The 26,128-nt window shown below is 40.6% G+C and carries 24 protein-coding genes; all 24 read left to right on the top strand.

Translation table 11 applies throughout. The features are described from left to right. The first annotated feature begins 1 nt into the window (after position 1). The 24 genes from ACMKPP_RS09435 (at position 2) to ACMKPP_RS09320 (ending at position 25,977) form a co-directional block, all read left to right on the top strand. The gene (locus ACMKPP_RS09435; protein ID WP_004695229.1) at positions 2-787 is read left to right on the top strand and encodes a YlmH family RNA-binding protein; all 786 of its coding nucleotides are present in this window, start codon (positions 2-4) and stop codon (positions 785-787) included. A 57-nt stretch (positions 788-844) separates the two neighbouring features. After that, positions 845-1,492, top strand: coding sequence for a precorrin-2 dehydrogenase/sirohydrochlorin ferrochelatase family protein (locus ACMKPP_RS09430; RefSeq protein WP_349209102.1), 648 nt, complete (start codon positions 845-847; stop codon positions 1,490-1,492). Continuing rightward, positions 1,461-2,732, top strand: a complete 1,272-nt coding sequence (gene hemA, locus ACMKPP_RS09425) for a glutamyl-tRNA reductase (protein ID WP_281782711.1) — start codon at positions 1,461-1,463, stop codon at positions 2,730-2,732. The genes ACMKPP_RS09430 and hemA overlap by 32 nt, the downstream gene beginning before the upstream one ends. Before the next feature lie 4 nt (positions 2,733-2,736). Continuing rightward, positions 2,737-3,675, top strand: a complete 939-nt coding sequence (hemC, locus tag ACMKPP_RS09420; RefSeq protein ID WP_287501711.1) for a hydroxymethylbilane synthase — start codon at positions 2,737-2,739, stop codon at positions 3,673-3,675. Continuing rightward, complete coding sequence (cobA, locus tag ACMKPP_RS09415) at positions 3,672-5,180, top strand: uroporphyrinogen-III C-methyltransferase (RefSeq protein WP_278451812.1); 1,509 nt, start codon at positions 3,672-3,674, stop codon at positions 5,178-5,180. The genes hemC and cobA overlap by 4 nt, the downstream gene beginning before the upstream one ends. 9 nt (positions 5,181-5,189) lie before the next feature. Continuing rightward, positions 5,190-6,164, top strand: a complete 975-nt coding sequence (hemB, locus tag ACMKPP_RS09410; RefSeq protein ID WP_118091568.1) for a porphobilinogen synthase — start codon at positions 5,190-5,192, stop codon at positions 6,162-6,164. 9 nt (positions 6,165-6,173) lie between these two features. After that, positions 6,174-7,478: a glutamate-1-semialdehyde 2,1-aminomutase gene (hemL, locus tag ACMKPP_RS09405; RefSeq protein ID WP_008602585.1), complete on the top strand. Its 1,305-nt coding sequence runs from the start codon at positions 6,174-6,176 to the stop codon at positions 7,476-7,478. 46 nt (positions 7,479-7,524) lie between these two features. Then, on the top strand, positions 7,525-7,986 hold the full coding sequence (locus ACMKPP_RS09400; RefSeq protein WP_008602586.1) for a helix-turn-helix domain-containing protein: 462 nt from the start codon (positions 7,525-7,527) through the stop codon (positions 7,984-7,986). A 166-nt stretch (positions 7,987-8,152) separates the two neighbouring features. Beyond that, positions 8,153-8,533, top strand: a complete 381-nt coding sequence (locus ACMKPP_RS09395) for a hypothetical protein (RefSeq protein WP_008602588.1) — start codon at positions 8,153-8,155, stop codon at positions 8,531-8,533. Positions 8,534-8,578: 45 nt separating this feature from the next. Further along, a complete protein-coding gene (locus tag ACMKPP_RS09390) occupies positions 8,579-9,466 on the top strand; it encodes an immunity protein YezG family protein (protein WP_021148475.1) in 888 nt (295 codons plus the stop codon). Between the two features lie 38 nt (positions 9,467-9,504). Beyond that, positions 9,505-10,377 (top strand): hypothetical protein, encoded by an 873-nt coding sequence (locus ACMKPP_RS09385; RefSeq protein ID WP_008602594.1) that lies wholly within the window; start codon positions 9,505-9,507, stop codon positions 10,375-10,377. A gap of 137 nt (positions 10,378-10,514) precedes the next feature. Next, positions 10,515-11,279, top strand: a complete 765-nt coding sequence (locus tag ACMKPP_RS09380) for a DUF3969 family protein (protein ID WP_039965274.1) — start codon at positions 10,515-10,517, stop codon at positions 11,277-11,279. Between the two features lie 245 nt (positions 11,280-11,524). Next, complete coding sequence (locus tag ACMKPP_RS09375; protein ID WP_418369645.1) at positions 11,525-12,292, top strand: M48 family metallopeptidase; 768 nt, start codon at positions 11,525-11,527, stop codon at positions 12,290-12,292. Between the two features lie 12 nt (positions 12,293-12,304). Next, positions 12,305-15,712, top strand: coding sequence for a DNA polymerase III subunit alpha (locus ACMKPP_RS09370; protein ID WP_418369644.1), 3,408 nt, complete (start codon positions 12,305-12,307; stop codon positions 15,710-15,712). Positions 15,713-15,805: 93 nt separating this feature from the next. Beyond that, positions 15,806-17,554 carry a pyruvate kinase gene (gene pyk, locus ACMKPP_RS09365; RefSeq protein WP_287529516.1) on the top strand — a complete coding sequence of 583 codons (1,749 nt, stop codon included), beginning with the start codon at positions 15,806-15,808 and terminating at the stop codon, positions 17,552-17,554. A gap of 35 nt (positions 17,555-17,589) precedes the next feature. Next, a complete protein-coding gene (locus tag ACMKPP_RS09360) occupies positions 17,590-18,333 on the top strand; it encodes a Bax inhibitor-1/YccA family protein (RefSeq protein ID WP_004695271.1) in 744 nt (247 codons plus the stop codon). A gap of 13 nt (positions 18,334-18,346) precedes the next feature. After that, on the top strand, positions 18,347-19,258 hold the full coding sequence (locus tag ACMKPP_RS09355; RefSeq protein ID WP_060919687.1) for a LysR family transcriptional regulator: 912 nt from the start codon (positions 18,347-18,349) through the stop codon (positions 19,256-19,258). Between the two features lie 393 nt (positions 19,259-19,651). After that, the gene (locus tag ACMKPP_RS09350) at positions 19,652-21,055 is read left to right on the top strand and encodes an anion permease (RefSeq protein ID WP_187002563.1); all 1,404 of its coding nucleotides are present in this window, start codon (positions 19,652-19,654) and stop codon (positions 21,053-21,055) included. A 122-nt stretch (positions 21,056-21,177) separates the two neighbouring features. Next, a complete protein-coding gene (citD, locus tag ACMKPP_RS09345) occupies positions 21,178-21,447 on the top strand; it encodes a citrate lyase acyl carrier protein (RefSeq protein ID WP_004696923.1) in 270 nt (89 codons plus the stop codon). Next, a complete protein-coding gene (locus tag ACMKPP_RS09340) occupies positions 21,447-22,412 on the top strand; it encodes an HpcH/HpaI aldolase/citrate lyase family protein (RefSeq protein WP_287529324.1) in 966 nt (321 codons plus the stop codon). Before citD ends, ACMKPP_RS09340 begins: the two co-directional genes overlap by 1 nt. Continuing rightward, entirely contained in the window at positions 22,402-23,949 is a 1,548-nt protein-coding gene (gene citF, locus ACMKPP_RS09335) for a citrate lyase subunit alpha (RefSeq protein ID WP_287529325.1), read from the top strand. The genes ACMKPP_RS09340 and citF overlap by 11 nt, the downstream gene beginning before the upstream one ends. A gap of 248 nt (positions 23,950-24,197) precedes the next feature. Continuing rightward, a complete protein-coding gene (locus ACMKPP_RS09330; RefSeq protein ID WP_058948048.1) occupies positions 24,198-24,701 on the top strand; it encodes a hypothetical protein in 504 nt (167 codons plus the stop codon). Between the two features lie 15 nt (positions 24,702-24,716). After that, on the top strand, positions 24,717-25,592 hold the full coding sequence (locus ACMKPP_RS09325) for a DUF4261 domain-containing protein (protein WP_024062095.1): 876 nt from the start codon (positions 24,717-24,719) through the stop codon (positions 25,590-25,592). Between the two features lie 28 nt (positions 25,593-25,620). Beyond that, positions 25,621-25,977 (top strand): cupin domain-containing protein, encoded by a 357-nt coding sequence (locus tag ACMKPP_RS09320; protein WP_058948382.1) that lies wholly within the window; start codon positions 25,621-25,623, stop codon positions 25,975-25,977. Positions 25,978-26,128 lie beyond the last annotated feature (151 nt).

Raw genomic sequence — 26,128 nt, 5'->3', positions numbered from 1 at the left:
TTTGGCAGATACTAGTAAATTAATACGATATTTCGAGGCCAGTGGCAGTGGCGAGGAAGCTCGTCGCATGCTAGATTTGGCTGAGCAGGTTGTAAAAGGTCGTCCCTATCGTGTGGCGGACTTTACGAGCCCTGCAGGCCTTGTTATTGCAGATGCTATCAAGGCTAATTACCCACAGTTAACAGTTAAAACTGATGGTGGCTATGAAGGGGCGGAACGCATTCGTATCGCTTTCGTAGACAGCGACTTTAACGGTACTGTGGACATGGGCATTCGCGCCCTTAAGGTGAATTGGGACCCTCGGTTCCGATTGCTCACTCATCGCGATGTGCTTGGCTCCTTAATGGGCCTAGGCATTGATCGCTCCAAATTTGGGGACGTTATCGTCCAACAAGGGGGCGCTCAGATTATGGTGGATGAAAGCGTGGCTGATTTCGTAATTCAAAACTTTACGAAAATTGCTATGGTTTCCGTATCTGTAGAGGCTATTGAGTTATCGGATATTGCACCAAAAGAAGAAAAAATTAAAGAAGTCCGCACTACAGTTGCTTCTTTGCGCTTAGATGCGGTAGCGAGCTCTGGATTTAGTGTATCGCGTACTAAACTAGTGAGTGCTATCAATGCGGGCTTATTACAAGTAAACTGGCAACCAGCTAAGGGGGCATCCCAAGAAGTTAAAGAAGGGGATGTCATATCCATGCGTGGTCGTGGCCGAATGAAGGTAGAAGCTATTACAGGTACCTCTCGTAAAGGGCGTATCGGCGTATACCTGAAACGATTTATGTAGGCAGTTGAAAATCGGCTTGACCATCAAGCCGATTTTTTTATATATAGTAGGACAGCCATGGTATCCATAACATTTCAACCTACAACTGAAGATATAATCCTATTCGTAGGCGGCGGAGAAGTAGCAGAACGACGGATGCGGCTCTTTATTGATGAGCCTTGTAACATTGTCGTTATCGCTCCTGTTGTAACAGATATGATTAGTCAATGGGCAAAGGACAAGCGCATCACATGGTGGGACCGTGCTTTCACCAGTGATGATGAACAATTCATCATAACGAGCAGTTTGCTCTTTATCTGCACAGATAATCATAAATTGAACGATTCGTTGTATGCACTTGGTAAAAAGCATCGCGTGTGGACCAACCGCAGTGATGACCCGAGCGCGTGCATCTTTACTGTGCCGTCATCCCTTGAGCTTGGCGATCTTCATATTGCTATTAGCGCTAACAATGTAGGCCCTCGTATTAATCGTCTCGTACGACAAGATATGATGAATCGTTATGGTCAGTTGCAAAAGGCTATGCCTAGACTTAAAATATTTAGAGAAGAAGTAAAGTTACTGCTTCCTACGCCAGAGGCTCGACAGAAATTTTGGCGAGACAATCTGACGGTAGAAACATTTGAAGCCATTCTCAAGGGAGAGTGGATGATTATAGAGGAGAAACTTAACCATGCAATTAGTGGTATTAGGTCTAAATCATAGAAGTGCCGCTGTAGAGGTGCGTGAACGTTTCTCGTTTGATAAAGACGAGGTAGTTGCCGCACTAAACCGCCTCTATGAATTTGACTGTATCTCAGAATGCGTTATATTATCCACCTGTAATAGAACGGAAATTTATGCTGCTTTAGAAGGTGTAGAATTCCCGAAGGATTACATGTTGGCAGTGTTAAAAGATTTAAAAGGAGCAGATCATATCGATGCAGATGCATTCTTCTTCTACGAAGAGCGAGATTGTATTGAACATCTATTCCGTGTGTCTGCTAGCCTTGATTCCCTTGTGTTGGGGGAAGGTCAAATCTTGAGCCAATTAAAAGGAGCCTATATTCAGGCTTATAGCGCAGGCTGTACGGGCACAATATTTAATATTTTATTCCAACGTGCTATTGGGGTTGGTAAAAAGGTGCGCACCAATACGGGCATTGCTAATACGCCTGTATCTGTTAGTTATACGGCGGTCAATCTTGCAGAGGATAGCTTAGATAAGCCATTATCTGAAGCGACTGTTCTTATTTTAGGCGCTGGCACCATGAGTGAGCTAACGGCTACACATTTACAAGCGAAGGGTGTAAAAACGATTTTCGTATCTAATAGAACCTTTGCTAAGGCTGAAATGTTAGCGGAACGCTTTAATGGTAAAGCTGTTAAGCTCGATAACTTTGTAGACTATGCTAAAGATGCGGATATTCTTATCACATCTACAGGGGCGCCACATTATATTATTACGGAACGAGAAGCCAAGAAAATTACGACTCTTCGTAAAGGTGAACCTATCGTTATGATCGATATAGCGGTGCCTCGCGATATCGATCCTGCGGTGGCAGACTTGGACGGTATTTACCTATTTAATATTGATTCTCTTGAAAGTGTAGTAGAAGAAAATAAGGCGCAGCGCGAAGAGGAAGCTCGTCGGGCAGAACCTATTATTCATGATGCTATTGAAGAGTTGTTGGATAAATTGAGCTATTTAACAGTGCGTCCTATGATGGCATTGCTCACAGAAAAGGCAGAGCGGATTCGCCGTCGTGAGTTACATCGCGCATTAGCTAAATTGCCAGATATTTCCGATAAAGAGCGCCGTGTTATGGACTCGATGAGTCGCATGATTATTCGCAAAATGTTGCGTGAACCGATGATTCACTTCAACGAAATTGCTGGTACAGAGGAAGAAGGCTTGTACTGGGACTTATTCAAAGATATGTTTAATCTTGAGAAAGAAGGCTAATGCCATGAGAGATCATATTCGAATCGGCACGCGAAAAAGTGCCCTTGCCCTATGGCAGGCTGAACATATTAGTGCAGAATTACAACGTCTGTACCCAAATATTACGGTAGAGCTAGTTCACTTTAATACAAAGGGTGACCGTATCCTAGAGAAACCACTAGCTCAAGTTGGTGGTAAAGGTTTATTTACCGCTGAATTAGAAGAGGCTATGCATAAAGGCAATATCGATATCGCCGTACATAGCTTAAAGGACATGCCTACAGAGTTGCCAGAAGGACTTACTCTTGGTGCTATTTCCGCTCGTGAAGTACCTTATGATGCACTGGTGAGTCCCGTGTATAAAACATTAGACAAATTGCCACAAGGGGCTCGCGTTGGTACCAGTAGCTTGCGCCGTCAAGCGCAGTTATTGCATGCTCGTCCTGATCTTAAGGTAGAGGTTATTCGCGGTAATGTACAGACTCGTTTGAGCAAGATTGAAACGGAAAAGCTAGATGGTGTTATCTTGGCTCAAGCAGGGCTTAAACGATTGGGTTTAGAAGACCAAATTACACAAGTCTTCAAGGCTGATGAAATGATTCCTGCCGTTGGACAAGGGGCGCTCGCTATTGAGTGTCGCGCCGACGATGCGGAGATGCTTGATATGTTGGCTCCTATCAACGATGAAGCAACGCGCTATGCCGTTGAAGGGGAACGCAGTTTCTTGCGTCAACTAAACGGTGGTTGCCAAGTGCCAATGGGCGTGCATGGTACTATCAATAAAGGGCAATTAACCTTGAAAGCCATGATTGCATCCCTCGATGGAAAAACTGTGTACGAAGGGGAAATCTCTGGCCCTGCTAAAAAGGGAGAAATCCTTGGAAAAAACCTTGCAAAAGCTTTATACGAAGAAGGGGGCAAACGCATTGTGGATGCTCTCATAGAGGAAGGAATTATAAAATGACAGGTATGGTATATCTAATTGGTGCGGGCCCTGGCGATGTTAAACTTATCACTGTAAAAGGTCGTGAATGCATCGAAAAGGCAGATGTAATTGTATATGATTATTTAGCAGATGCTCATCTGTTAGAATGGGCACGTCCAGATGCTGAATTGATTTATGCTGGTAAGCAATGTAAAGATCACACAATGCATCAATGGGAAATCAATGAGCTTTTAGTACAAAAGGGTAAAGAAGGCAAAATTGTAGCGCGTTTAAAAGGCGGGGATCCGCTCGTATTTGGTCGTGGCGGTGAAGAAGCGATGGCTCTTGGTGAAGCCGGTGTACCATTTGAATTCGTGCCAGGCGTAACATCTCCTATCGCAGCGCCTGCTTATGCGGGTATTCCTGTAACACAACGCGCTATGGCTACATCCTTTGCGGTTGTAACAGGTCATGAGGATCCTACAAAAGCAGTATCTGGCATTCATTGGGAAGGCCTTGCTACGGCGGTAGATACACTTTGCTTTGTAATGGGCGTTGGCAACTTGCCTGTCATTGCAGAAAAGTTGATGGCTCATGGGCGAGCAGCCTCTACACCTGTAGCACTTGTTCGGTGGGGAACAAAAACAGTACAAGAGGTATTGGTTTCCACCCTTGAACATGTCGTTGAAGATGTAGCAAAGGCTAAATTGAAAGCACCAGCTATCATCGTAGTAGGTGATGTAGTCAACCTTCGTGAAAAATTACAATGGTTCGATAATAAACCTTTATTTGGCAAAACTGTTGTGGTCACACGCGCTCGCTCCCAAGCAAGTGCATTCCGCGAAAAATTAGCGGCTCAAGGCGCTAATGTAGTGGAAGCAGCAGCAATTAAAACATCTCCATTGGAATTGTTTGAGGAAGATAAACGTATCATCAATAATACAAAACAATACCAATGCATCGTATTCACATCTGGTGAAGGGGTTCGCTACTTCTTCGATGCTCTATATAAAGAAGGCAAAGATACACGTGCTTTAGGCAATTCTAAAGTAGCGGCTATCGGCTGTGCTACGGCTCGTGAACTCCATAAATATGGCATCGTACCAGATATCATTCCTGTAGATTACAAGGCAGAATCTGCTGTAGAGGCTCTTGAAGAAGAACTCAATGCAGGGGATTCCGTATTATTGATTCAACCAAAGGTAGCACGCGATGTGATTCCACGCTGCTTGCGTCATCGCAATATGGATGTAGATATTTTGCGTTTATACGAAACAACACAAGATACATCTCAACAAGAAGCATTAGTAACAGCGTTAACAGAAGGCACAGTAGATTATATTACCTTTACAAGTTCTTCCACTGTAACAAATACAATCCAATTATTGGGCGACAATGCACTAGAGCTATTAGGCAATACTAAAGTGGCTTGCATCGGTCCAATTACGGCTGCTACGGCTATGAGTGCAGGTCTTAAACCGGCTATCATTAGTGATGTATATACAACTGATGGCTTAGTAAACGCTATTGTAAAAGACATTTAGGAGGATTACATGTACGATTTAACATACCGTCCTCGCCGCTTGCGTATCAATCCAGAAATGCGAGATTTGGTACGCGAAACGACACTCGACGTAACTGATTTGATTTATCCATTATTTATCGTGCCTGGTGAAGGTATCAAAAAGGAAATCGACACATTGCCAGGTCAATATCACTTGTCTGTTGATGAGGCTGTGAAAGTAGCCCAAGAGGTATATAATCTTGGTATTCTTGGCGTAGAAATCTTCGGTATTCCTACATACAAGGATGAGCAAGGTTCCTCTGCGTGGGATATGTCCCAACCAGTACAACAAGCCATCAAAGCCATCCGTACAGCTGTACCAAACCTATTGGTTGTAGCTGATGTATGCTTGTGTCAATATACTACAACAGGGCATTGTGGCATGATTGATGACCATGAAATCTTGAACGACGAAACATTACCATTACTTTGTAAAGTTGCGGTAAGCCAAGCGGAAGCAGGTGCACATATGGTGGCTCCATCCGACATGATGGACGGCCGTGTAGGTGCTATTCGTGAAGCCCTTGATGCGGCAGGCTATACCAATGTATCCATTATGAGCTATGCGGCAAAATACGCATCTGCTTACTATGGTCCGTTCCGCGGTGCTGTTAATTCTGCGCCAAAATTTGGTGACCGTAAATCTTATCAAATGGATCCAGCCAATCGATTGGAAGCTTTCAGAGAAATCGAACTTGATATCGCTGAAGGTGCGGATATTATCATGATTAAACCGGCCTTGTCCTACTTGGACATCGTTCGTGAAACGCGTGACCGCTATGAATTGCCGGTTGCGGTATACAATGTATCTGGCGAATATGCGATGGTTAAATCCGCTGCAGCGGCTGGTCTTATCGACGAAGAACGCCTCGTTATGGAAACAATGCTTTCCATGAAGCGCGCTGGTGCTAAAATCATCATTACGTACCATGCCTTAGATATTGCTAAATGGTTACAACAATAAGGAGGAACTATGTTCCAACTCGGTAAATCTGAAAAGGCCTTTAACGAGGCTAAACGTTATATGCCTGGCGGCGTAAATAGTCCTGTTCGTTCCTATCGCAGCGTAGGATCCAACCCTCCGTTTATTAGCAGTGCCAGTGGTAGCCGTATTTATGACATCGATAATAACGAATACATCGACTATGTATTGAGCTGGGGCCCTATGATCTTGGGCCATGCGAACCCAGAGGTTATCGCGAGCCTACAAGAGGCTATTCCTCGCGGTACTAGCTATGGTGCGCCTACATTACTAGAAACAGAATTGGCTAAAAAGATACAAGCCTTCATGCCATCCATGGAGGTTATCCGCCTCGTAAACTCTGGTACAGAGGCTACCATGAGTGCCTTGCGCGTTGCTCGTGGCTATACTGGTCGTGATCGCATCGTGAAATTTGTAGGCTGTTACCATGGTCATAGCGATGCTCTCTTGGTAAAAGCTGGCTCTGGCCTTGCTACCTTTGGTGTACCAGATAGCCCTGGGGTTCCACAAGGCGTAGCAGAAAATACCATAACATTGCCATACAATGACTCTGATGCGGTTCGTAAATTATTCGACGATATGGGCGATACTATTGCGGCAATCATCGTTGAACCTGTAGCTGGTAACATGGGTTGTGTGCCTCCAGAACCAGGTTTCCTCGAAACCTTGCGTGAAGTAACTAAGGCTCACGGTGCTATACTGATTTTTGACGAAGTCATGTGTGGCTTCCGTGCTAGCAGCGGTGGGGCTCAAAAACGTTACAATATCAAACCGGACCTTACATGCCTTGGTAAAATCGTTGGTGGCGGCATGCCACTTGCTGTATTCGGTGGCTCTCGTGAGATTATGAACCAAATTGCTCCAGCTGGTCCTATTTACCAAGCTGGTACATTGAGTGGTAATCCTATTGCTGTTACTTCTGGTTTGGCAACACTTTCCATTCTGCAACGGGATCCAACGGTGTTTAAACAAGTAGAAGATACGACGATTGCCCTTTGCGAAGGCTTTGAAAGATTGGCGGCACAATACAATGTGCCTGTTGTTGTGCAACGAGTAGGCTCTATGTTCACCATCTTCTTTACTGACAAACCAGTTAAGAACTTTGATGATGCAGCATCTTGCAACGAAGAACAATTTAAAATGTTCTTCCACCATAACTTGAGTCATGGTATCTACTATGCGCCAAGTCCTTATGAAAGTAATTTCGTATCTATCTGCCATAAGAGCAGTGAAGTGGAACGCACATTAGCCGTTGCTGATGAAGCTTTCAAAAAAATCAGTGATACATTATTATAAGAAGTTATAGTTTGTAGTTGTTTATGTATCGATACAGGTGATGAACATGCAGTTTTACAAGAACTTAAAGCGTGCTCGCGTGCGCATGGGTAAAAGCCAAATCGAAGTAGCAAAGGCCGTAGGTATCAGTAATGCGGCGCTTTCAAATTACGAAACAGGGTATCGCGAACCAGATTTAGATACACTCTGTGCTCTGTCTCGATATTATGGATTGACCTTGGATGAGCTGTTGGATGTAAATGGAGAACAACACGAGCCCATCTATGATCTCAGTCCTGTATTAAAAAATAAATACATCGCCTATAAAGGTGAAGTATTCGAGTTGAAAGACTCACAAAAACGTGCGCTCTTGCGTGAGCTAGACAATCTATTTACTAAATTTGAGAAATCAAAAGTAGAAGATAAAGACAGCAAGCCAAAGACGTACAAACATGGGAACCCACATATCAATCGGGCTGGACTAGCTAGCAGTGCTGGTAGTCTGGCGGCACGACGGAATCTAAAATAAAAAGCACCATCTATTTAGGGACTAAACGAAACATAAGTCGTCCCTCGATAGATGGTGCTTTTTTTGCCGTATATAATAAAATATTCGTTGGTGGTATACATTAGTTTAACATATAATTGAATTATAGACGTGGAATAAATATTTACTAGTCTTACAGGAGAAAGCTATGATAGTAGTATTTGCAGGATTTTTAGCATTTTTATTTTGTCTGTATTTCATTAAAAATCCATACTTCACATTACAGCATATTAAAATTAAACGCTCAAAATCTTTGTTAATTTCAGAGCTGCTTTTAGGTGTGATAATTTTCTTATATATTATTTTTGCAGGATATTCTAGACTAGTGCGGTTTTTAATAGAATTGACATCTGTAATTCTGTTTTTATTAGAAATGTGGTTAAGAGTTCCTGCTATTGAATTGGATTGTAGTTTATCACCTGACGTGAAAGTAATGCTCATTAAAAAAGCTAAAAAAGATTTTTATTCTATATTGCCAATATTTTTTATAGCAACATGTATGTTTGTATTTAATTTCATCAAGATTTAAATAGATTTAATTTAATTGGAAAAGTGAAAATTAATAGGAGTACATATGAATATATACATTAATAAAATAAGAGATATATTAGTTGATTTAATGCCCAAGCATTGGTATAAAATTTATTTGTATTTTGAATGTTCTGAGTTAGGATCAACATCAGGTTGTTATTATATAAAAACGCCAGGTGGATCTATTATTCAATATGGTGAATTTATATATAATTTTTCTGATGAAAATAGCGAACGAATGAAACAGGGGATGTATGATATTTTAACGAATGTTAGATTATTACACGAAGCATCGATTGAGAAGTGGACTTGGGGAACAATGTATATTTCACGCGATGATTATGAGCCCCATTGTGAATTTCATAATGATCCTGTAACTGACGATTGCTGGCTCCAAAATAGATATAAGTGGGTATATAAAAACTTTGGTATTTTGGAAAATGAAGATGAATTTGATCCGAATGTATATAAAGAAATGCTAAAAGGTCCACGAGGTGTTTTATTATTGGAAGATATGGAGTCTCGTGTATTAGCAAAAAATTATACTGCCATTGATAAGGCGTTTAAGTTAAAGCATAAAAGCTTAGAATCAGAACTTGAAAAACATTATAATAAAGTGGCCAAAAGTATATACAAGTTAACGCCTCTAAATTGGCATCGTGCTAAATTACACTTTGATATGAATGTTAATAATCCCTTTGTAGAGCTTTGGGTTTATAAAACTGAGGATGACTCATGTATTACAAAGTATGTGGAAAATAATGATGAAGAGCCTGCTATTATTTCGGAAATTATGTATGATTTAAAAAATGAAGTTGTAGCGATGATTGAGACTTTTAAATTCTATAATCAAAACCCATTCTCTGGTTTAGTATATACATTAACCTCTAATGGTGAGGTATCTTTAGAGCTAACTTATGGAGATAAATAATTTTAAGTTCGTTGATGAAATTGATTGGATAAGCTTTCATGCAGATAGGAAAAAACTCAAAAAAATGGCTTGAGAGAATACTTCTTTCTTGTTTAATAGTAGTAGGTATTATTTTTGGCGGTTGGCTTTTCTTTGCTACAAACTTTATGCATCCATTTATCCACTATTTGGATCTGAGGGGAGGTATAATATATTACAAAGAGCCAACTAATATAATTGCTTCTAATGTTCTTGGTTTTGATGAAGTACGAGGGAAAATATATTATATAACTACAAATGGTATTGGTGTATATAATGAATTAAATAACGAACATGTATTTATATTACATAAAGAGCCATCTAATGAAATCAGAATAAATGACATTACTAATGTATATCCAGAATTTAGTCGTTTTTCTGATTCGGAACAGGAAGTTTGGAAAAGCAAATTTTATGCTGATTTTAGGCAAAGAATTCCTATAGAGGAGGGAAGTATCATTAGATTTCCATTCTTTTTTTCTTACGAAACCCGTGGAATTTATAATTTAGCTACAGGATCTAAATTATCGAAAATTGATACGTATAAAATTTCTAATAATATATTCTATAATGTTGATTTTGGAAGCATTACTAAGATAGATTTAGAAACTGGTATAGTATGGAAGTACTATTCTAATAACTTATTAAATTATAATTTTATTAATGAAACGGTTTCTAGTAAATCAAAAGAGTTTAGTATTAATGAATTAATCAAAGAACGAAATCATGATAAACAATTGAAAGATAAAATTATAGCTATAGATCATTATAGTCAATTTAGTAAAGAGGATAAGGAGGTTATAGAAGAATTATTTGTTAAGTTAGTCACTGCACGAGATAATATGAGCTTAAAACCAGAACATAAAATGAGGTTAGAAAACTATTTAGAGTGATTAACTTTTCAATGTATTCATACTTAGTTGGGGAGGCTGGCTAAAGAATATATATTATTTATTACTATAAATAAAAAGGGTTAATGATAAACCAGTAAATCGAAAGCTAAAATAAATTAGTGGACAGAGGTATAAATATGATCTATTTTAAAAATAAAAAAAGTTTAGATACATTTTTAATGGTCTTTATATTGGGCGCTGTTAAGGCATATAGACGAAATTATATTGATTTGACCATTCTAGAATATTACATATTTAGTATGTTAATTCGATTAATGTGTAGAAAAGCACATCTGTCCGATAAATTGTTAAATATTATTGGAGATGGGATGAGTTTAGAGGATGTTGATGAGTGGATGGCTCGTAGGATTCCTATACCACCATTAAATGATATGTTAGATGATATTGAATGCAGTAGTTGGATTGCTTTAATAGAACGGGAGTTAGAGGGTAATACTTTATCTGAAGCGTTAAAGATTTCTACACATGATGAAAAGAAGTTCGGTATCTATTTCTTTACCGATTATGTAGAGGAGATATTTTGGGCGTTGTTTTTGTTAGGATTGTATGAAGTCTTACAAAAACCTGAATTCATTTCTGAATCAATCTTAAGTTGTATTAAACAGACCTATTTGTCTGAAATATATACGTGTGAACGTATTCAGAATGAAGATTTTCAAGCATGTATTTCCAATTTACAGGAGATAGTTGATACTAATATATCCGGGCAATTAAGTAAAGAATTAATTACTATGAAAGCAAAATTAGCATCATTACAGGTATTATTACCATTTTATGATGTGAGTTTTGATAAGTTAAAAACAGACATTGATTTAAAAGCTACTAGAGGGATGTTCTGGCAAATTAAAGTTTTAGGGAAGTTTATAGACTTGGGATTATAGATTCTAAAAGATTATTAAGTTGGTTCTATACTTATGATTACTTTTAATTTTGGGATTAACCTTTATTAACTTCTATCCTTAAATAATATTTAGTGTTAAATGTTATAAGCTTATTTTAATGACATCTATACCTTTCATAAGGGACTGGTATAGGTGTCATTTTTATATTGAAAACTAATAAAAATCAGTATTGATTAAAATCTAAGTAGTTCTATTAAAATTACCAGAATTCTACGTTTTCATGAGTGTTTTATGATAAAATAAAAGGTATGAATACTTCAACAACTAGGTCTATTACCTATAATGGCGACAGAATTGAATATGAGTTAACCATCAAGCGTGTGAAGAACATGAATATGCGCATCACGAGGGATGGTGTGATCCATGTGTCGGCGAATGGGTATGTGCCGGATTATAGGGTGGACAAGTTTGTCATCGAGAATATGCCCTTCATTGAGCGGGCTCGTTACAAGATTGATGCATTGAATGCTAAGCGTGTCGATGCATTGCAGTATGTGAATGGTGAAAGCTTATCAATTCTCGGTATTCCCGTTACATTACGCCTAGTTGAGCAGGACGGAAAGCCTCATATCGGCTTTGACGGAAAAGCCATTCTTACCATGGTTGTACCTCGTGGTACGACCTTTGAAGCTAAACATAAATTAATGCAAAGTTATTGGCGTAATTTAGGGGAGAAGGTCTTTGTCCATTGGGCAAAGGTCGTGTATCAGCGCTTTCACAAGCAAGGTATTGATGTGCCTATGCCAATCATAAAACAGCAGCGAATGAAGAGTCGTTGGGGTTCTTGTACGCCTGCAAAGCAGCTCGTCAAGATGAACACCCGTTTGTTAGAGGGACCACAGGCGTATATTGAGTACGTCATGGTTCATGAGTTTGCTCATTTTAAATATTTAGACCATTCCAAGAACTTTCACAATCTCGTGGCACAGTTTTTGCCAGATTGGAAGGCTCGTAAGAAGTCATTGAACGTGTATTTTGCTCATCGCCCTTAAAGGAGGTGTACCATGCAGCCATTTGTACATTTACATAGTCATACAGAGTTTAGTTTGCTAGACGGCATCAGTCGTTTGCCTGACATGGTACGTCGTGCGAAGGAGTTAAATCAGCCGGCCCTTGCCATTACAGACCACGGCAATATGTACGCCGCCATTTATTTCTATAAAGAGTGTATGGCCCAAGGCATTAAGCCTATCATTGGTTGTGAAGTATATGTAACGGAAAATAGCCGATTCGATCGTCCAGAAGGTCGCAGCCGTGAAAGACTAAAACATCTTATCTTGTTGGCTGAGACCATGGAAGGGTATCGTAATCTCGTTAAAATCGTATCTAAAGCATCTACAGAAGGTATGTTGTATCGTCCTCGTGCAGATCGTGATTTATTGCGCCAATACAGCAAGGGTATAATTGCCCTTAGTGCTTGTATTCAAGGAGAAATCCCTCAGTATATCTTGCAAGATAATATGGAGGGCGCGAAGCGTTCCATCGAATGGTATATTGAGACGTACGGGAAAGACAATTTCTTCTTGGAAATCCAAAATCACGGGTTACCAGAAGAAGCAAAGGCACAAGAGGAGCTCATTAAGCTCAGCAAGGAATACGGTCTCGGCATCGTAGCGTCTAATGACTTCCACTATGTCTTAAAAGAGGATGCAGACGCTCAGGATATTAAGGTTTGTATTTCTACAGGCCGCCGCCGTGCCGAAGTGGACCGCTTAAAGTTCCCTAATGATGAGTTCTATCTAAAGTCTGGGGATGAGATGGCGCAGTTGTTCTCTCATATTCCTGGGGCCATTGAAAACACATTAAAAATTGCAGAGCGCTGTAACGTAGAATTCAACTTCGACGAACATCACTTGCCTCACTTTGATGTGCCAGAAGGGGAAACGTCTAAAACGTATTTACGTAAGGTTTGTGAACGAGAAATTCCACGCCTTTATGGTGAAACGTCTGAAGCGTTACAAAAACGTCTCGACTACGAGTTAGATGTTATTGGAACCATGGGCTTTGAAGATTACTTCCTCATCGTGTGGGATTATGTGCGGTATGCCCGTGAGCACGATATCTTAGTAGGACCAGGCCGTGGTTCTGCGGCAGGTTCTGTAGTAGCGTACCTTTTAGGTATTACAGGTCTTGATCCATTAAAATACGATTTGCTCTTTGAACGGTTCTTGAATCCTGAGCGGGTAAGCATGCCTGATATCGATATTGACTTCTGCTATGAAAAACGTGGTCAAGCCATTGAATATGTAACGCGAAAATACGGACAGGAGCGTGTATCCCAGATTATTACGTTCGGTACAGAGGCGGCTCGTGCCGTAATTCGTGACGTAGGTCGCGTGCTCGACTTACCTCTGGCTGAAGTGAACCGCATCGCTAAGATGATTCCCAACGAACTGGGGATTACCTTAGATAAGGCTCTACAAGGAAAAGAGTTAAAAGCTTTATACGAAGCCGATCCAAATGTAAAAGAGTTATTCGACTTTGGTAAAAAGCTAGAAGGGATAGCGCGAAATTCGTCCACGCATGCGGCGGGCGTCGTAATTTCTGCAGATCCTCTCGATGACCATGTACCTGTACAAAATGCCAACGATGAAGGCTTTGTAACGCAGTATGATAAGGATAATATCGAGGAATTGGGCCTCCTAAAAATGGACTTCTTGGGCCTCCGTACTTTGACGGTTATGGGGGATGCTTTAAAACTCATCAACGCGAACCGTGGTATTGACCTAGACTTAGACGCCATTCCGCTCGATGATGCGGCGGCTTGCGACCTCCTCACAAAGGGCGACACATCTGGTGTATTCCAGCTTGAGTCGGAAGGTATTACTAAGCTTGTAATGGATCTTAAGCCTGAGCATTTTGAGGACTTGATTCCGTTGGTAGCCTTGTATCGTCCAGGTCCATTAGGCTCTGGCATGGTGGCGGATTTTATCGATCGCCGTCATGGTAAAAAAGAGGTTACCTACTTACATCCCATATTGGAACCTATATTGAAAGATACCTTCGGGGTAATCTTATACCAAGAACAGGTTATGCAGATTGCCTCTGCCATGGGGGGATTCTCCCTTGGTCAAGCGGATTTGATGCGCCGCGCCATGGGCAAGAAAAAGGAATCTGTCTTAAAAGCACAGCGAGAGTCCTTTATTCAAGGCTCCATTAATAATGGTATAGAAGAATCCGTGGCGAACGAAGTATTCGACTTGCTCGTATACTTCGCAGGTTATGGCTTTAATAAATCACATAGTGCGGCGTATGCGTATATTGCGTACCAAACGGCGTATTTGAAAGCCCACTACTTCCCAGAATTTATGGCTGCAACCATGACTAGCTTCATGCAGAACATGCAGAAATTGACTTACTACATTAATGCCTGCAAGAAGCACAATGTTAAGGTGCTAGGCCCAGATATTAACTATTCTGAGCGTAGCTTTGCCGTACAAGATGACTCTATTCGTTTCGGCCTTGGCGGTATCAAGAATGTAGGGGATAATGCTATCGATCGCTTGATTCGGGAGCGCAATGAGCACGGTCTATATACGGATATCGTGGACTTCTGCAAACGGGTGGACAATAAGGTTGTTAATAAACGACTTCTTGAAAGTCTCATTCGCTGCGGCGCTATGGATGGCTTCAAGGAAAATCGTAACCAATTGTTGCATATGTATGAAAGCGCACAAGCCGTTGGTGCTAAAGAGCAAAAAGATGCCGCTATGGGTACCATGAATCTCTTTGGCGATATGGAAGAAACTGTCGATTTCATTCCTGTTCCTAATGTGGAGGATTTATCGGAAGACGATAAATTAAAGGATGAAAAGGAATATACTGGCTTTTACATTACGGGGCATCCATTGCAAGGATATGCGAAGGAGTTGGAAGGGCTCTTTGAATTAGGGGCTCTTGTAGAAAATCCAGAGCAATATGATGGTCAAACCATTACCTTTGGCGGTCTCATCGAAAATAAATCGGACCGCATGACAAAGCGCAATGAGGTTATGTCCATTCTTCGCATCGAAGATTATTCTGGTGCGGCTAACGTAGTAGCATTCCCTAAGGTCTTTAGTCAAAGTCAACAATTCCTTGCGGTCGATATGATCGTTAAGGTAAAAGGTCGGGTTGATGCGGATGAAAAGGGTGTGCAAATCATTGCAGATCGTATTACGCCATTAAAGGTAAACTATAGTCAGGCAAAACAGGTGGCAATCCATATTTATAGTCAATATGATACGCCAGAAAATAGTGAAGCCTTAAAACGCGTGTTGACTAGCACTGCTGGCTCCGTGCCAACGTCATTATATTTACACCGTCAACGAAAACGGATTAATCTGCCACCAAATATGTGCTTTGACCCTAGTGATGAATCCATTAGGGCTATTGAATCTATTCTAGGCGAGGGCTCCGTAGAGGTGCAATAACATATGTTGCGTGGAGCACAGATAGCTTTCACCAACATTGATATAATAAGAAATGAAAGATCCAATCTTGGAGGTGCTTTCATAGGAGGGATTATGAAACGTACAAAAATTGTATGTACTGTAGGTCCGGGAACGGATAAATTTGGTATCTTAGAAGATATGATGCGGGCGGGCATGAACGTAGCTCGTTTTAACTTCTCTCACGGATCCCATGAAGAGCAGGCAGAACGCATGCAAATGGTGCGCGATGCAGCGATGATTGTGAATAAATCAATCGCATTATTGCTCGACACAAAAGGCCCTGAGGTGCGTCTCGGTCTATTTAAAGAGGGCAAGGTATTCCTCGAAGCGGGTCAACAATTTACGTTGACTACAGATGATGTGGAAGGCACAAAAGAGCTTAGCTCCGTGAATCACAAAGGTCTTACAGGCGATGTGTCCGTAGGGGATAAAATCCTTTTGGCTGATGGGCTTGTAACACTTACCATCGATGCTATCGAAGGCAATAATATTGTTACAACTGTTCAAAACAGCGGAGAAATCGGCAACCGCAAGCGCGTAGCCGTACCAGGTGTAGCACTAAGCTTGCCACCCGTATCTGAACAGGATGAAGCGGACTTGCGCTTTGGCTGTCAACAAGGGGTAGACTTTGTGGCCGCATCCTTTATGCAACGTGGCAAAGACATTGTGGCTATTCGCCGCATTCTTGAGTCTGAGAAAAAAGACATCAAGATTATCGCGAAAATTGAAAATGCAGAAGGCGTTAAAAATATCGATGAAATCTTGGAAGTAGCTGACGGACTCATGGTTGCTCGTGGCGATCTCGGCGTAGAAATTCCTGCAGAAGAGGTGCCAGTACTTCAAAAGATGATGATTGAAAAATGTAATGACTTGGGGAAACCCGTTATTACGGCGACACAAATGCTCGAGTCTATGATTCAAAACCCACGTCCTACACGTGCGGAAGCAAGTGACGTAGCTAACGCCATTTTGGATGGTACTGATGCGATTATGTTGTCTGGTGAAACAGCCAATGGTTCCTATCCTGTAGAAGCTGTTGCGACCATGACTCGTATTGCAGAGGTAACGGAGAAGGCTGCTATTTACGATAGTTATAGTCGCGCTCGTGAGGATGAAGAAATGACTACCACAAGCGCTGTATGCTTGGCTAGCGTGCGCGTAGCTCAAAACCTCGGGGCCGCAGCTATTTTGACATGTACTGAATCTGGACACACCGCACTTAGTGTGGCTCGTCATCGCCCAGATTGTAAAATCATCGCTGTTACACCTCATGAGGAAACTATCCGTCGTATGCAATTATGTTGGGGTGTAGAGGCTATCAAGGGTCATGAAATCATTAACTCCGATGAAATGGTTAAGCAAGCCATTACTGGTGCTCTCGGCACTGGCGCCATCGAGTCTGGTGACCTCGTAGTTGTTACCGCTGGGGTACCATCTGGTGCAACAGGTACGACTAATATGATTCGCGTTCATATTGCAGGTCGAGTGCTCCTGTCTGGTAATGGTATTCTACGCAAATCCGTTACAGGTAATGTGTACATTGCTGCTAATCATAAGGGCAATTATGAAAGTTTCAAAGATGGTGATATCCTTGTGGTAGGCACAATGGAGCCTGAATTGATGGCTATTGCAAAACGAGCAGGTGGCATTATTGCCGTAGAAGATGGTTATACATCGGACAGCGCTATTGCGGGCATTACCTATGGTATTCCTGTTATCTTAGGCGCTAAAAATGCTCATGAAGTGCTTCTTGAAGGTCAAGAAGTGACTATCGATGGCGAACGTGGTAAGGTGTTTGCGGGCATTGCCAATGCTCGATAATCTCTATAAGTGATAATTAAATAAGGAGGGATAGTATGAATCCATATAATGTAACAGGACCTACTGCAGCTGAGGTTGCACAGGTTGAAAGTATCGTATCCCAACGATTAAAAGGCTCTTTTTTATGGATGGTTGTAGGCTTACTTACAACTATTGGTGTTGGCTTTGCTGCATTAGTGAATCCAAATTGGTTACGCTTTGCGTACCAAAATTTTAATATTATCTTATTAGTAGAGCTAGGTGTGGTATTCCTTTTTAGTGCTCGTGCATATTCTGCTAATGTAATGACGTTACGAGGTATGTTCTTCCTCTATAGTGCTTTGAATGGTCTCACATTGACCTTGGTATCATTGCGATACAATGTGTTTGATGTTGTTATTCCGGCGTTAATAGGTACGCTTGCTTTCTTCATTGGCTTTGCAGTGGTAGGGGCTACAACTAAACGTAATTTATCATCCCTTACACCATATGTGATGGCGGCATTGTTCGGCATGATCATCGTATCCTTGGTGATGATGGGGGCCCGCTTCTTTAACTGGACTGTACTCAGTGGCTTTAGTGATACTGTTAGTTTAGTTCTAGGTTATGTAGGTGTTGTAGTATTCTCTATCTTTACAGCTATCGATGTGAACCGCATTAAGAATAATGTGACACAAGTGGCGCTCATGGAGGATGAAACAATTTTAGACCGCATTGAAATCACAGGCGCTTTGAGCCTATACCTAGATTTCATTAACTTATTCTTATCCTTATTACGCATCTTTGGTAATAAGCGATAATAAAGGAGTTTGTATGGACGATAGAGAATGGCAAACCTTTGTTACTGTTGTCGATGAAGGCAATATTACAAGGGCTGCAGAAAAATTATTTTTATCGCAACCAGCGTTGAGTTATCGGTTGCGCCATATGGAAAAAGCCTTGGGCCATTCTCTGTTGTTGCGGACTGCTGAGGGGATTGCCCTCACGGCACAAGGCGAAATTTTCTATGATTACTGTAAGCGAATGATGCAAGAAGAAGAGGCTTTGGAGCACGCTATGAACTCCGCTTCTGGCAAGATTCAAGGGACCTTGAAAATCGCATCATCTATCAACTTTGCAGATTATGAACTACCGGCTTTATTGAGAGCTTTCCGCGAACAATATCCTGATGTTCATATCCAAGTGAAGACTGCTTTCAGCCATCAAGTGGTAAAAATGTTTAATACTGGTGACTGTATGGTCGCCTTTGCTCGTGGTGGCTATGACGTGTCTGGTAAGTCTGAACTGTTACTAGCAGAGCCATATTGTCTTGTATATAAAGAATTAGTGCCGCCTGAATCCTTAGTAAAGGTACCGTTCATTAAATACCAAACAGATGCATCGGTGGCAAATATTATTGAAACTTGGTGTGCAGAACATTTTGACGAGCCTCCAAGTGTGGCGATGGACGTAAATTCTATGAGTACGTGTCGTCACTTTGTGCGCGCAGGTCTAGGATGGTCTATCTTGACGTATATGGGACTTGGATCCTGTAAGGACAAAGATATCTATGTGAGTCCATTACGCAGTAAAAATGGTGAATATATCACCCGTGATACCAATATGGTGTACACAAAAGATTCGGAAAATTTAATCGTTGTTAAAACCTTTATTGAATATGTCCGTAATTATTACAAGGAACACACCGTTGTAGATAATAGTATACTTAGAGAATATAAGTCCTAGGAATTATCAATAGAGCATATCTATGAGGTTTTCTAACTGTTTATCCATGCTATTTCAGTATTGGACTTTTTCGATATAATAGATAATAATAAAGGTGTCTCGAAAGAGAAAGGCAGTACCATGTAAGTGCATGTATACACCCCTTTGGGGACGTATACATGCATTTTTTTCATTTGGAACTGTAAAACTATGCTCAAAATGCATAAAAAGTATGAATAGTAGATATAAAAGTTTTTATAACCCCTATAAAGGTAATCTATTATTCATATTTCTTTTAAACATTTATAATGAATATAGACTTAATCAATGTAATCGACGTCGCGAGCGATTATGTTGTTGAAGACTAGATGATTTTATGTATGCCTAAGTTAATTAAGAAAGGGAAAGACACACATGAAAGACAAATTATGGCGCATTGCCGTTATGGCTGCCATCGTCGCAATCGCTTGGTTTGGTGGCACACCAGAAGGCCTCAAACCACAAGTATGGCAATTATTTGGTATTTATTTAGCAACTATCGTGGGCTTGGTATTAAAACCATTCCCAGTTCCTATTACAGTATTATTAGGTGTTGCTACATCCTCTATTTTATTGAATAACACAAAAGATGTATTAACTGGCTACAGTAACACAGCATTATGGTTAATCTTCGCAGCTTTCGCATTATCCGTTGCGTTTGGTAAAACTGGTCTTGGTCACCGCATTGCATATCACTTGGTTCGCGCCTTTGGTAGCACTACACTTCGTCTTGGCTATGTAACTGCATTCCTTGATATGATCCTATCTCCAGCAACACCATCCAACACAGCTCGCGCGGCAGGTATCGTATATCCTATCAATTTGTCCATCGCTGAAGCTGTTGGTTCCTATCCTGGTGAAACTGCTAAAAAAGCTGGTGCTTACCTCTTGCAAAATGGTTACTTCGCAACAAAGGTCACATCCTTCTTCTTTGCTACTGCAATGGCGCCAAACTTATTAGCATTAGACTTTATCACTAAATTGACAGGTGTATCCTTGAACTGGGCGCAATGGGCGTTGGCTATGTTTGTACCTGGTTTCATCATGCTAATGTGTATCCCATTCATCGGTTATATGTATGAACGTCCTTCTGTAAAAGAAATCGACAACAAAAAAATTGCTGAGGATGGTTTGGCAGAATTAGGACCTATGAAAGCGTCAGAAAAAGGCCTTATTGCCATCGCACTTCTTGCAATCGTAGGTTGGGTTCTTCCTACTTTTGATATTAATATTAATGCTACTGCAGTGGCTATCGTAGCTATGCTTGCTACATTTGTATGTGGCATTATTAATTGGGATGACTTGCTCAAAACTAAAGCGGCTTGGAACACATTGATTTGGTTCGGTGGTATCTTGGGCTTATCCTCTGCATTAACTAAAGGTAAATTCTTCGAATGGTTGGCTAAATACTTAGAAGCTCATATGAACTTTGGCCTAGATCCATTCATGATGCTTATCCTTATTTCTGTGATCTCCGTTGCTGTTCGTTACTTCTTTGCATCTGGTACTGCATATATTTCTGCAATGTTACCAGTATTCTTGATTGTAGGTATCAATGCAGGTATCGATCCTACATTATTAGCTTTCATCTTAATTGGTACAAACTCCTATGGCGGTTCCGTAACTCACTATGGTGCGGCTCCTGGTCCAATCATTTTCTCTGCTGGTTACAATAATGTAAAAGACTGGTGGACAGTTGGTCTTATCTCCGCCGTTGTATGTTTAGTTTTGAACTACGTAATCGGTATCCCTTGGTGGAAAATCATTGGTTTCATGTAATCAGAAATCTTCACTATGGAGTGTTAGAATTTAATTATTAGTATTCAATATCTGTATAGACTCTCGCGACGAGTCTGTACAGATTTGGGTTTTATAAATGTTTCACAAGGAAAGGATGCAACATGGCACAATTAGTAAAAGCTGCACAAGCTGGCTTCGACGAAAAAAATGATGCATTAGTAACGGTTGAACCGATTGCTAGCGGTATCGAAATTGAATTAACATCCAAAGTTATCCGCCAATACGGCGACCAAATTAAATCCGTTATCTTGAATACAGTGAAAGAAGCTGGTTATGATGGCGTAAAAGTAATCGTACAAGATAAAAATGCTTGGGATTACACAATTAAAGCTCGCGTATTAGGTGCATTGGAAAGGGGGAGCAAAGCATAATGGCTAACGATAAAACATTCCCAGAAGTTAAAACAAACCCATTAACAGAGGCTGCTAAAAAACGTTTGTCTCGTTCCATGATGTTCGTACCAGGTAATACACCTAAAATGATTAACAGTGCAGATATTCACGGTGCTGACTCCATCATGATCGATATCGAAGATTCCGTGCCAATTACAGAAAAAGACACAGCTCGTCTTTTAACTGCAGAAGCATTGAAATCCCGTAAATTCCGTGCAGAAACAGTTGTTCGTATCAACCATCCTACACAAACTCCTTATGGCTATGACGATCTTGATGTCATCGTTCCAGCTAAACCTGATATGATTCGTTTACCTAAAACTGAAGATGTTTCTGAAGTTGAAATCGTAGCGAAGAAAATCGAAGAAGTAGAAAAAGCTAATGGCTGGCCAGAAGGTACAATCAACATTATCGTAGCTATCGAATCCGTTCGTGGCTTGTACAATGTTCGCGAAATCTGTCACGGTCCTCGCGTAGTTGCAATCGCTCTTGGCGCTGAAGACTACCGTGCTGACCTTCGTACAGGTAAACATAAACCAGCTGTTGAATTGTTGTTTGCTCGCCAAACAATTCTTCATGCAGCCCGCGAAGCAGGTATCCGCGTAATTGATACTGTATTCTCCGACGTGAAAGATCCACAAGGTTTCCGTGAAGAAGTAGAATTCATTAAAGCTTTGGGCTTTGATGGTAAATCTTGTATCCACCCAAGCCAAATTAAAATTGTTCATGAAGTATTCACTCCTGACGAAAAAGAAATCGCTCATTCCGTTAAAGTATTGAACAGCTATGCTGATGCATTGCGCAATAATAAAGGCGTAATCTCTGTAGATGGCAAAATGATCGATGGTCCTATCGTGGTACGTGCACAACGCGTTGTTGATAAAGCACGTGCAGCAGGCATTAAAGTTGAATTAGAGGAAGGAGCAGAATACGATGTTAAATAAAGTAGGTCGCGATATCCCAACAAATATCCCAGCACTAGAAGGTCGCGAAGTATATCAAGGTGAATTCGCAATCGAACCTAAAGTGAAACGTGCAGGTAAACCTGTACACATGAGCCGTGTTGGCACAAACAAAGTTCTTGCTTCTATCGACGAAGCAATCGAAAAAGCTGGCGTAAAAGATGGTATGACATTGTCCTTCCATCATCACTTGCGCAATGGCGACTATGTAATGAAAATGGTTATGGAACGCGTACAAGCTAAAGGCATTAAAGATATTACAATCGCATCTTCTTCCTTGTCTCCATGCCATGAGTTCTTAGTAGAAATGATTCAAGATGGTACTGTAACAGCTATCGAAACATCTGGCTTGCGCGATCGTCTTGGTAAATTCTTAACTCAAAACCCTGGCGTATTGAAACGTCCTGTAATCATTCGCTCCCACGGTGGCCGTGCTCGTGCTATCGAATCTGGTGAAGTTCATATCGACGTAGCTTTCATGGGCGCTCCTACAGCTGACCCACGTGGTAATGCTACTGGTCGTATGGGCAAATCCGCATGTGGTGCACTTGGCTATGCTAAAGTTGACTCCCACTATGCAGACACAACTGTTATCATCACTGATAACTTGGTTGACTATGTACACAACTATGCAATCCCTCAAACTGATGTAGATTATGTTGTTGAGGTTGAAAGCATTGGTGATCCAGAAGGTATCGCTTCTGGTGCGGTAGGTTTCACTAAAAACCCTATCCAAATTAAAATTGCTGAATTAGCTGGTGAATTCCTTGACCAAGCTGGCATCATTAAAGATGGCTTCGTATTCCAATTGGGCGCTGGTGGTGCTCCATTGACTGTAGCGAAATTCATTGCTGAAAAACTTCGCAAACGCGGTGAAGTAGGTGGCTTCGCTATCGGTGGTGCTACTGGTATCTTGACTGGTATGCTTGAAGAAGGCTTAATCCGTGCCATTTACGATACTCAAACATTCGATACTACTGCAGCAGCATCTTTGGATAAAAACCCTGCACACATCGAAATGTCTGCTTCCATGTACGCTAACCCATGGACTGACTGCACTACAAACTACCTAGACGTAGTATTCCTTGGTGCTACTGAAATCGACCTTGATTTCAACGTAAACGTAATGACTGACTCCAACGGTGTATTGATGGGCGCTTCCGGCGGTCACTCCGATACAGCAGCAGGTGCTAAATGCACAGTTATTACTTGTCCATTGATCCGCGGCCGCTTACCAATGATCCGTGATAAAGTAGCTACTGTAATTACACCAGGCTCCTCCGTTGACGTACTTGTTACTGAATACGGTATCGCAATCAACCCAGCTCGTACTGATTTGATTGAACGTTTCAAAGATAGCAACTTGCCTATCTTCACAATTGAAGAATTACAACAATTAGCATTTGACTTAGTTGGTAAACCACAAGATATCCCTGTATCTGACAAAGATGAAGACATCGTGGCAATCGTTGAATACCGCGATGGCTCCATTCTTGACGTGGTTCGTAAACCTCTATAATTAAGTAGTGCTGAGAGTTCGAGGGAAACCGTAACAGGTAGGCCATCGGCTCATCATCCTATGCTGATTAGATAATATAAAGACCCTCTCCATAGTTCTCGGACTTATGGAGAGGGTCTTTTTGTAGTTATAAATGATTTAGTGTTAATTTTAGATACAGGGTCAAAACTTAATGAGATAAAAATGGTACATAGATATAGTTATACTTTTACTATAAGAAGATTGGAGATCTTTAGGAGGTAGTTTCTATGTATCGTTGTATTGCCAATTTAGAGATTGACCTAGAGGGGCTAAGTGAGTTTTATAGTGATGTAAGCGAATATGAAACACTAAATATGTACCAAATAATATCTGCTTGGTTACAGGATGATTTAGATGGACCTAATCCTGAAAAAACGGTGTTCGGTGTATCAGAATATGCTTTAGATTGGATGTCTGTGCTACCAGGGGACACTTCCTATCGTAACCTATTTGATATGGGAAATTGCAAACTTGGTAATCATTCTGAAAGTATTGATTATTTATATGCGCGATTTCTACAAACCTTGGAGAATAATAAGACGTTTGAACTTGAGTATGAGTCATTATCTTTAGATTATATAATCGTGATGCCACAGTATATCGATATTACGCTAACATGTAGTAGAAATATAGATTATTTATTATTTATGAAACAGTGGTTACGTAATTGTAATACTTATAAACATCTGATATACTATAAAGTGAAAGATATATTTTACATTATGTTTTAATTTAGGAGAGCGTGTATGACTCAAGTATTTAAACAAGATTTAACAGATGATTCTGTTCGCCCTGGCGGTTTGTTTTTCGTTGAGTTATTAATGCCAAAGCAGTGTGATATGCCTAATCGAGATACAATGGTAGAGGTATTCACAAAGCATTTAGGTCCTGTTGATTGCTTTAGTTATGGCGTTGAATCTGCTGGTTTTGCACCTCAGAATTATAAGGTTCATTACGAGGATAACGATGCAGATATTTCACCAACCTTGATGGTGACGAATTGTGAAAAAATCGACAAACCTGTACTAGATGATTTTACACGTAGTCAGGTTTGGGATTGTCCAAATGTAGATGACTTGCTAGATGAGTGCCAATATAGAGTATTTGCTACAGACATGTTAGCTTCGGGTTTAGAACCTAAAGAACGAGCTGATATGCTCGTGAAATATGTAGATGCGTTGTTAGAGTTATATCCATCCTGTAAGGCCGTTGTCTTTGGTCCATCTCGTAAGTTCTTAAGTCGAGAAACCATTGAAAATCATCCTGATAAAGCTGTAACACGTTTTATTTATTATGCCGTAAATGTGCGATATTTTAGCATTCAAGGCACAGATGACATGATGGTTGATACGATAGGTATGAACACCTTATTCTACCCTGATTTGCAGTATCACTTTCACGGTATGAACCCCGATGAAATTGTAAATCATGCGTATAGTGTATTGTATTATATCTTTGAGCACGATAATCCTATTGATGACGGGCAAACGATTGCAGGCTTAGAAAATGGAGATATGAATCCAGATATTAAATGGGCGGTTCAGTATGAGGACTCCTTAATTCAACCTGTTCGAACTGTTATAGATATTAATATGGGAGAATATGCATCGGGTACTCGTTAGTTGTTAATCGATGAAAGGTGTGAGCATTATGAGTAATCAACGTATTTTTGACATGGAACTTGTGAAAGTTGAAAGTTTGGAGAAAGCTGTTAGGACTCCATTTTATCAAACTGATTCCACAGGTGGCTCAGTATGGGTTATTAAACCTGGGCAAACCTTACCAAAGCATTACCATCATAACTCTGATGATATATGGGTTATATTGCAAGGTAAGGGGGTATTTTATCCAACGCCTGATACAGAGGTGCCTTTTACAAAGGGACAAGTTATAGTATCTAAAAAGGGTGAATGTCATGGCGCAAAAAATACTGGGACAGAAGATGTTATCTTTGTAAGTATCGTTGCTCCTGTGCCTGCTGATTATGATCCTGTTAGTACAAATTAATATGAAAGCACTTTATAGTATTTTCTTATCTTGTGATAGAGATATATTTATACTATAAAGTGCTTTTTGTTTTATACAGTCATTCCTAGCGAATATACCTTTTCTATTTTATATGTCATTATTTTGGTTTTACTATTCCTATTTGTTATTT

This window comes from Veillonella parvula (assembly GCF_048309325.1).
GTDB lineage: Bacteria > Bacillota > Negativicutes > Veillonellales > Veillonellaceae > Veillonella > Veillonella parvula_T.
Note: the sequence above shows the minus strand (reverse complement) of the source record. Positions and strands in the feature narration are given on the sequence as shown.

Excerpts from the sequence above, each read along its gene's own strand:
- ACMKPP_RS09355 (WP_060919687.1), top strand. The coding sequence starts at position 18,347 with ATGGACGATAGAGAATGGCAAACCTTTGTTACTGTTGTCGATGAAGGC.
- hemC (WP_287501711.1), top strand. The coding sequence starts at position 2,737 with ATGAGAGATCATATTCGAATCGGCACGCGAAAAAGTGCCCTTGCCCTA.
- hemB (WP_118091568.1), top strand. The coding sequence starts at position 5,190 with ATGTACGATTTAACATACCGTCCTCGCCGCTTGCGTATCAATCCAGAA.
- ACMKPP_RS09325 (WP_024062095.1), top strand. The coding sequence starts at position 24,717 with ATGACTCAAGTATTTAAACAAGATTTAACAGATGATTCTGTTCGCCCT.
- ACMKPP_RS09350 (WP_187002563.1), top strand. The coding sequence starts at position 19,652 with ATGAAAGACAAATTATGGCGCATTGCCGTTATGGCTGCCATCGTCGCA.
- ACMKPP_RS09360 (WP_004695271.1), top strand. The coding sequence starts at position 17,590 with ATGAATCCATATAATGTAACAGGACCTACTGCAGCTGAGGTTGCACAG.
- ACMKPP_RS09390 (WP_021148475.1), top strand. The coding sequence starts at position 8,579 with ATGAATATATACATTAATAAAATAAGAGATATATTAGTTGATTTAATG.
- hemA (WP_281782711.1), top strand. The coding sequence starts at position 1,461 with ATGCAATTAGTGGTATTAGGTCTAAATCATAGAAGTGCCGCTGTAGAG.
- ACMKPP_RS09385 (WP_008602594.1), top strand. The coding sequence starts at position 9,505 with ATGCAGATAGGAAAAAACTCAAAAAAATGGCTTGAGAGAATACTTCTT.
- ACMKPP_RS09320 (WP_058948382.1), top strand. The coding sequence starts at position 25,621 with ATGAGTAATCAACGTATTTTTGACATGGAACTTGTGAAAGTTGAAAGT.
- ACMKPP_RS09340 (WP_287529324.1), top strand. The coding sequence starts at position 21,447 with ATGGCTAACGATAAAACATTCCCAGAAGTTAAAACAAACCCATTAACA.
- ACMKPP_RS09430 (WP_349209102.1), top strand. The coding sequence starts at position 845 with ATGGTATCCATAACATTTCAACCTACAACTGAAGATATAATCCTATTC.
- hemL (WP_008602585.1), top strand. The coding sequence starts at position 6,174 with ATGTTCCAACTCGGTAAATCTGAAAAGGCCTTTAACGAGGCTAAACGT.
- ACMKPP_RS09380 (WP_039965274.1), top strand. The coding sequence starts at position 10,515 with ATGATCTATTTTAAAAATAAAAAAAGTTTAGATACATTTTTAATGGTC.
- ACMKPP_RS09370 (WP_418369644.1), top strand. The coding sequence starts at position 12,305 with ATGCAGCCATTTGTACATTTACATAGTCATACAGAGTTTAGTTTGCTA.
- citD (WP_004696923.1), top strand. The coding sequence starts at position 21,178 with ATGGCACAATTAGTAAAAGCTGCACAAGCTGGCTTCGACGAAAAAAAT.
- ACMKPP_RS09330 (WP_058948048.1), top strand. The coding sequence starts at position 24,198 with ATGTATCGTTGTATTGCCAATTTAGAGATTGACCTAGAGGGGCTAAGT.
- ACMKPP_RS09400 (WP_008602586.1), top strand. The coding sequence starts at position 7,525 with ATGCAGTTTTACAAGAACTTAAAGCGTGCTCGCGTGCGCATGGGTAAA.
- citF (WP_287529325.1), top strand. The coding sequence starts at position 22,402 with ATGTTAAATAAAGTAGGTCGCGATATCCCAACAAATATCCCAGCACTA.
- pyk (WP_287529516.1), top strand. The coding sequence starts at position 15,806 with ATGAAACGTACAAAAATTGTATGTACTGTAGGTCCGGGAACGGATAAA.
- cobA (WP_278451812.1), top strand. The coding sequence starts at position 3,672 with ATGACAGGTATGGTATATCTAATTGGTGCGGGCCCTGGCGATGTTAAA.
- ACMKPP_RS09395 (WP_008602588.1), top strand. The coding sequence starts at position 8,153 with ATGATAGTAGTATTTGCAGGATTTTTAGCATTTTTATTTTGTCTGTAT.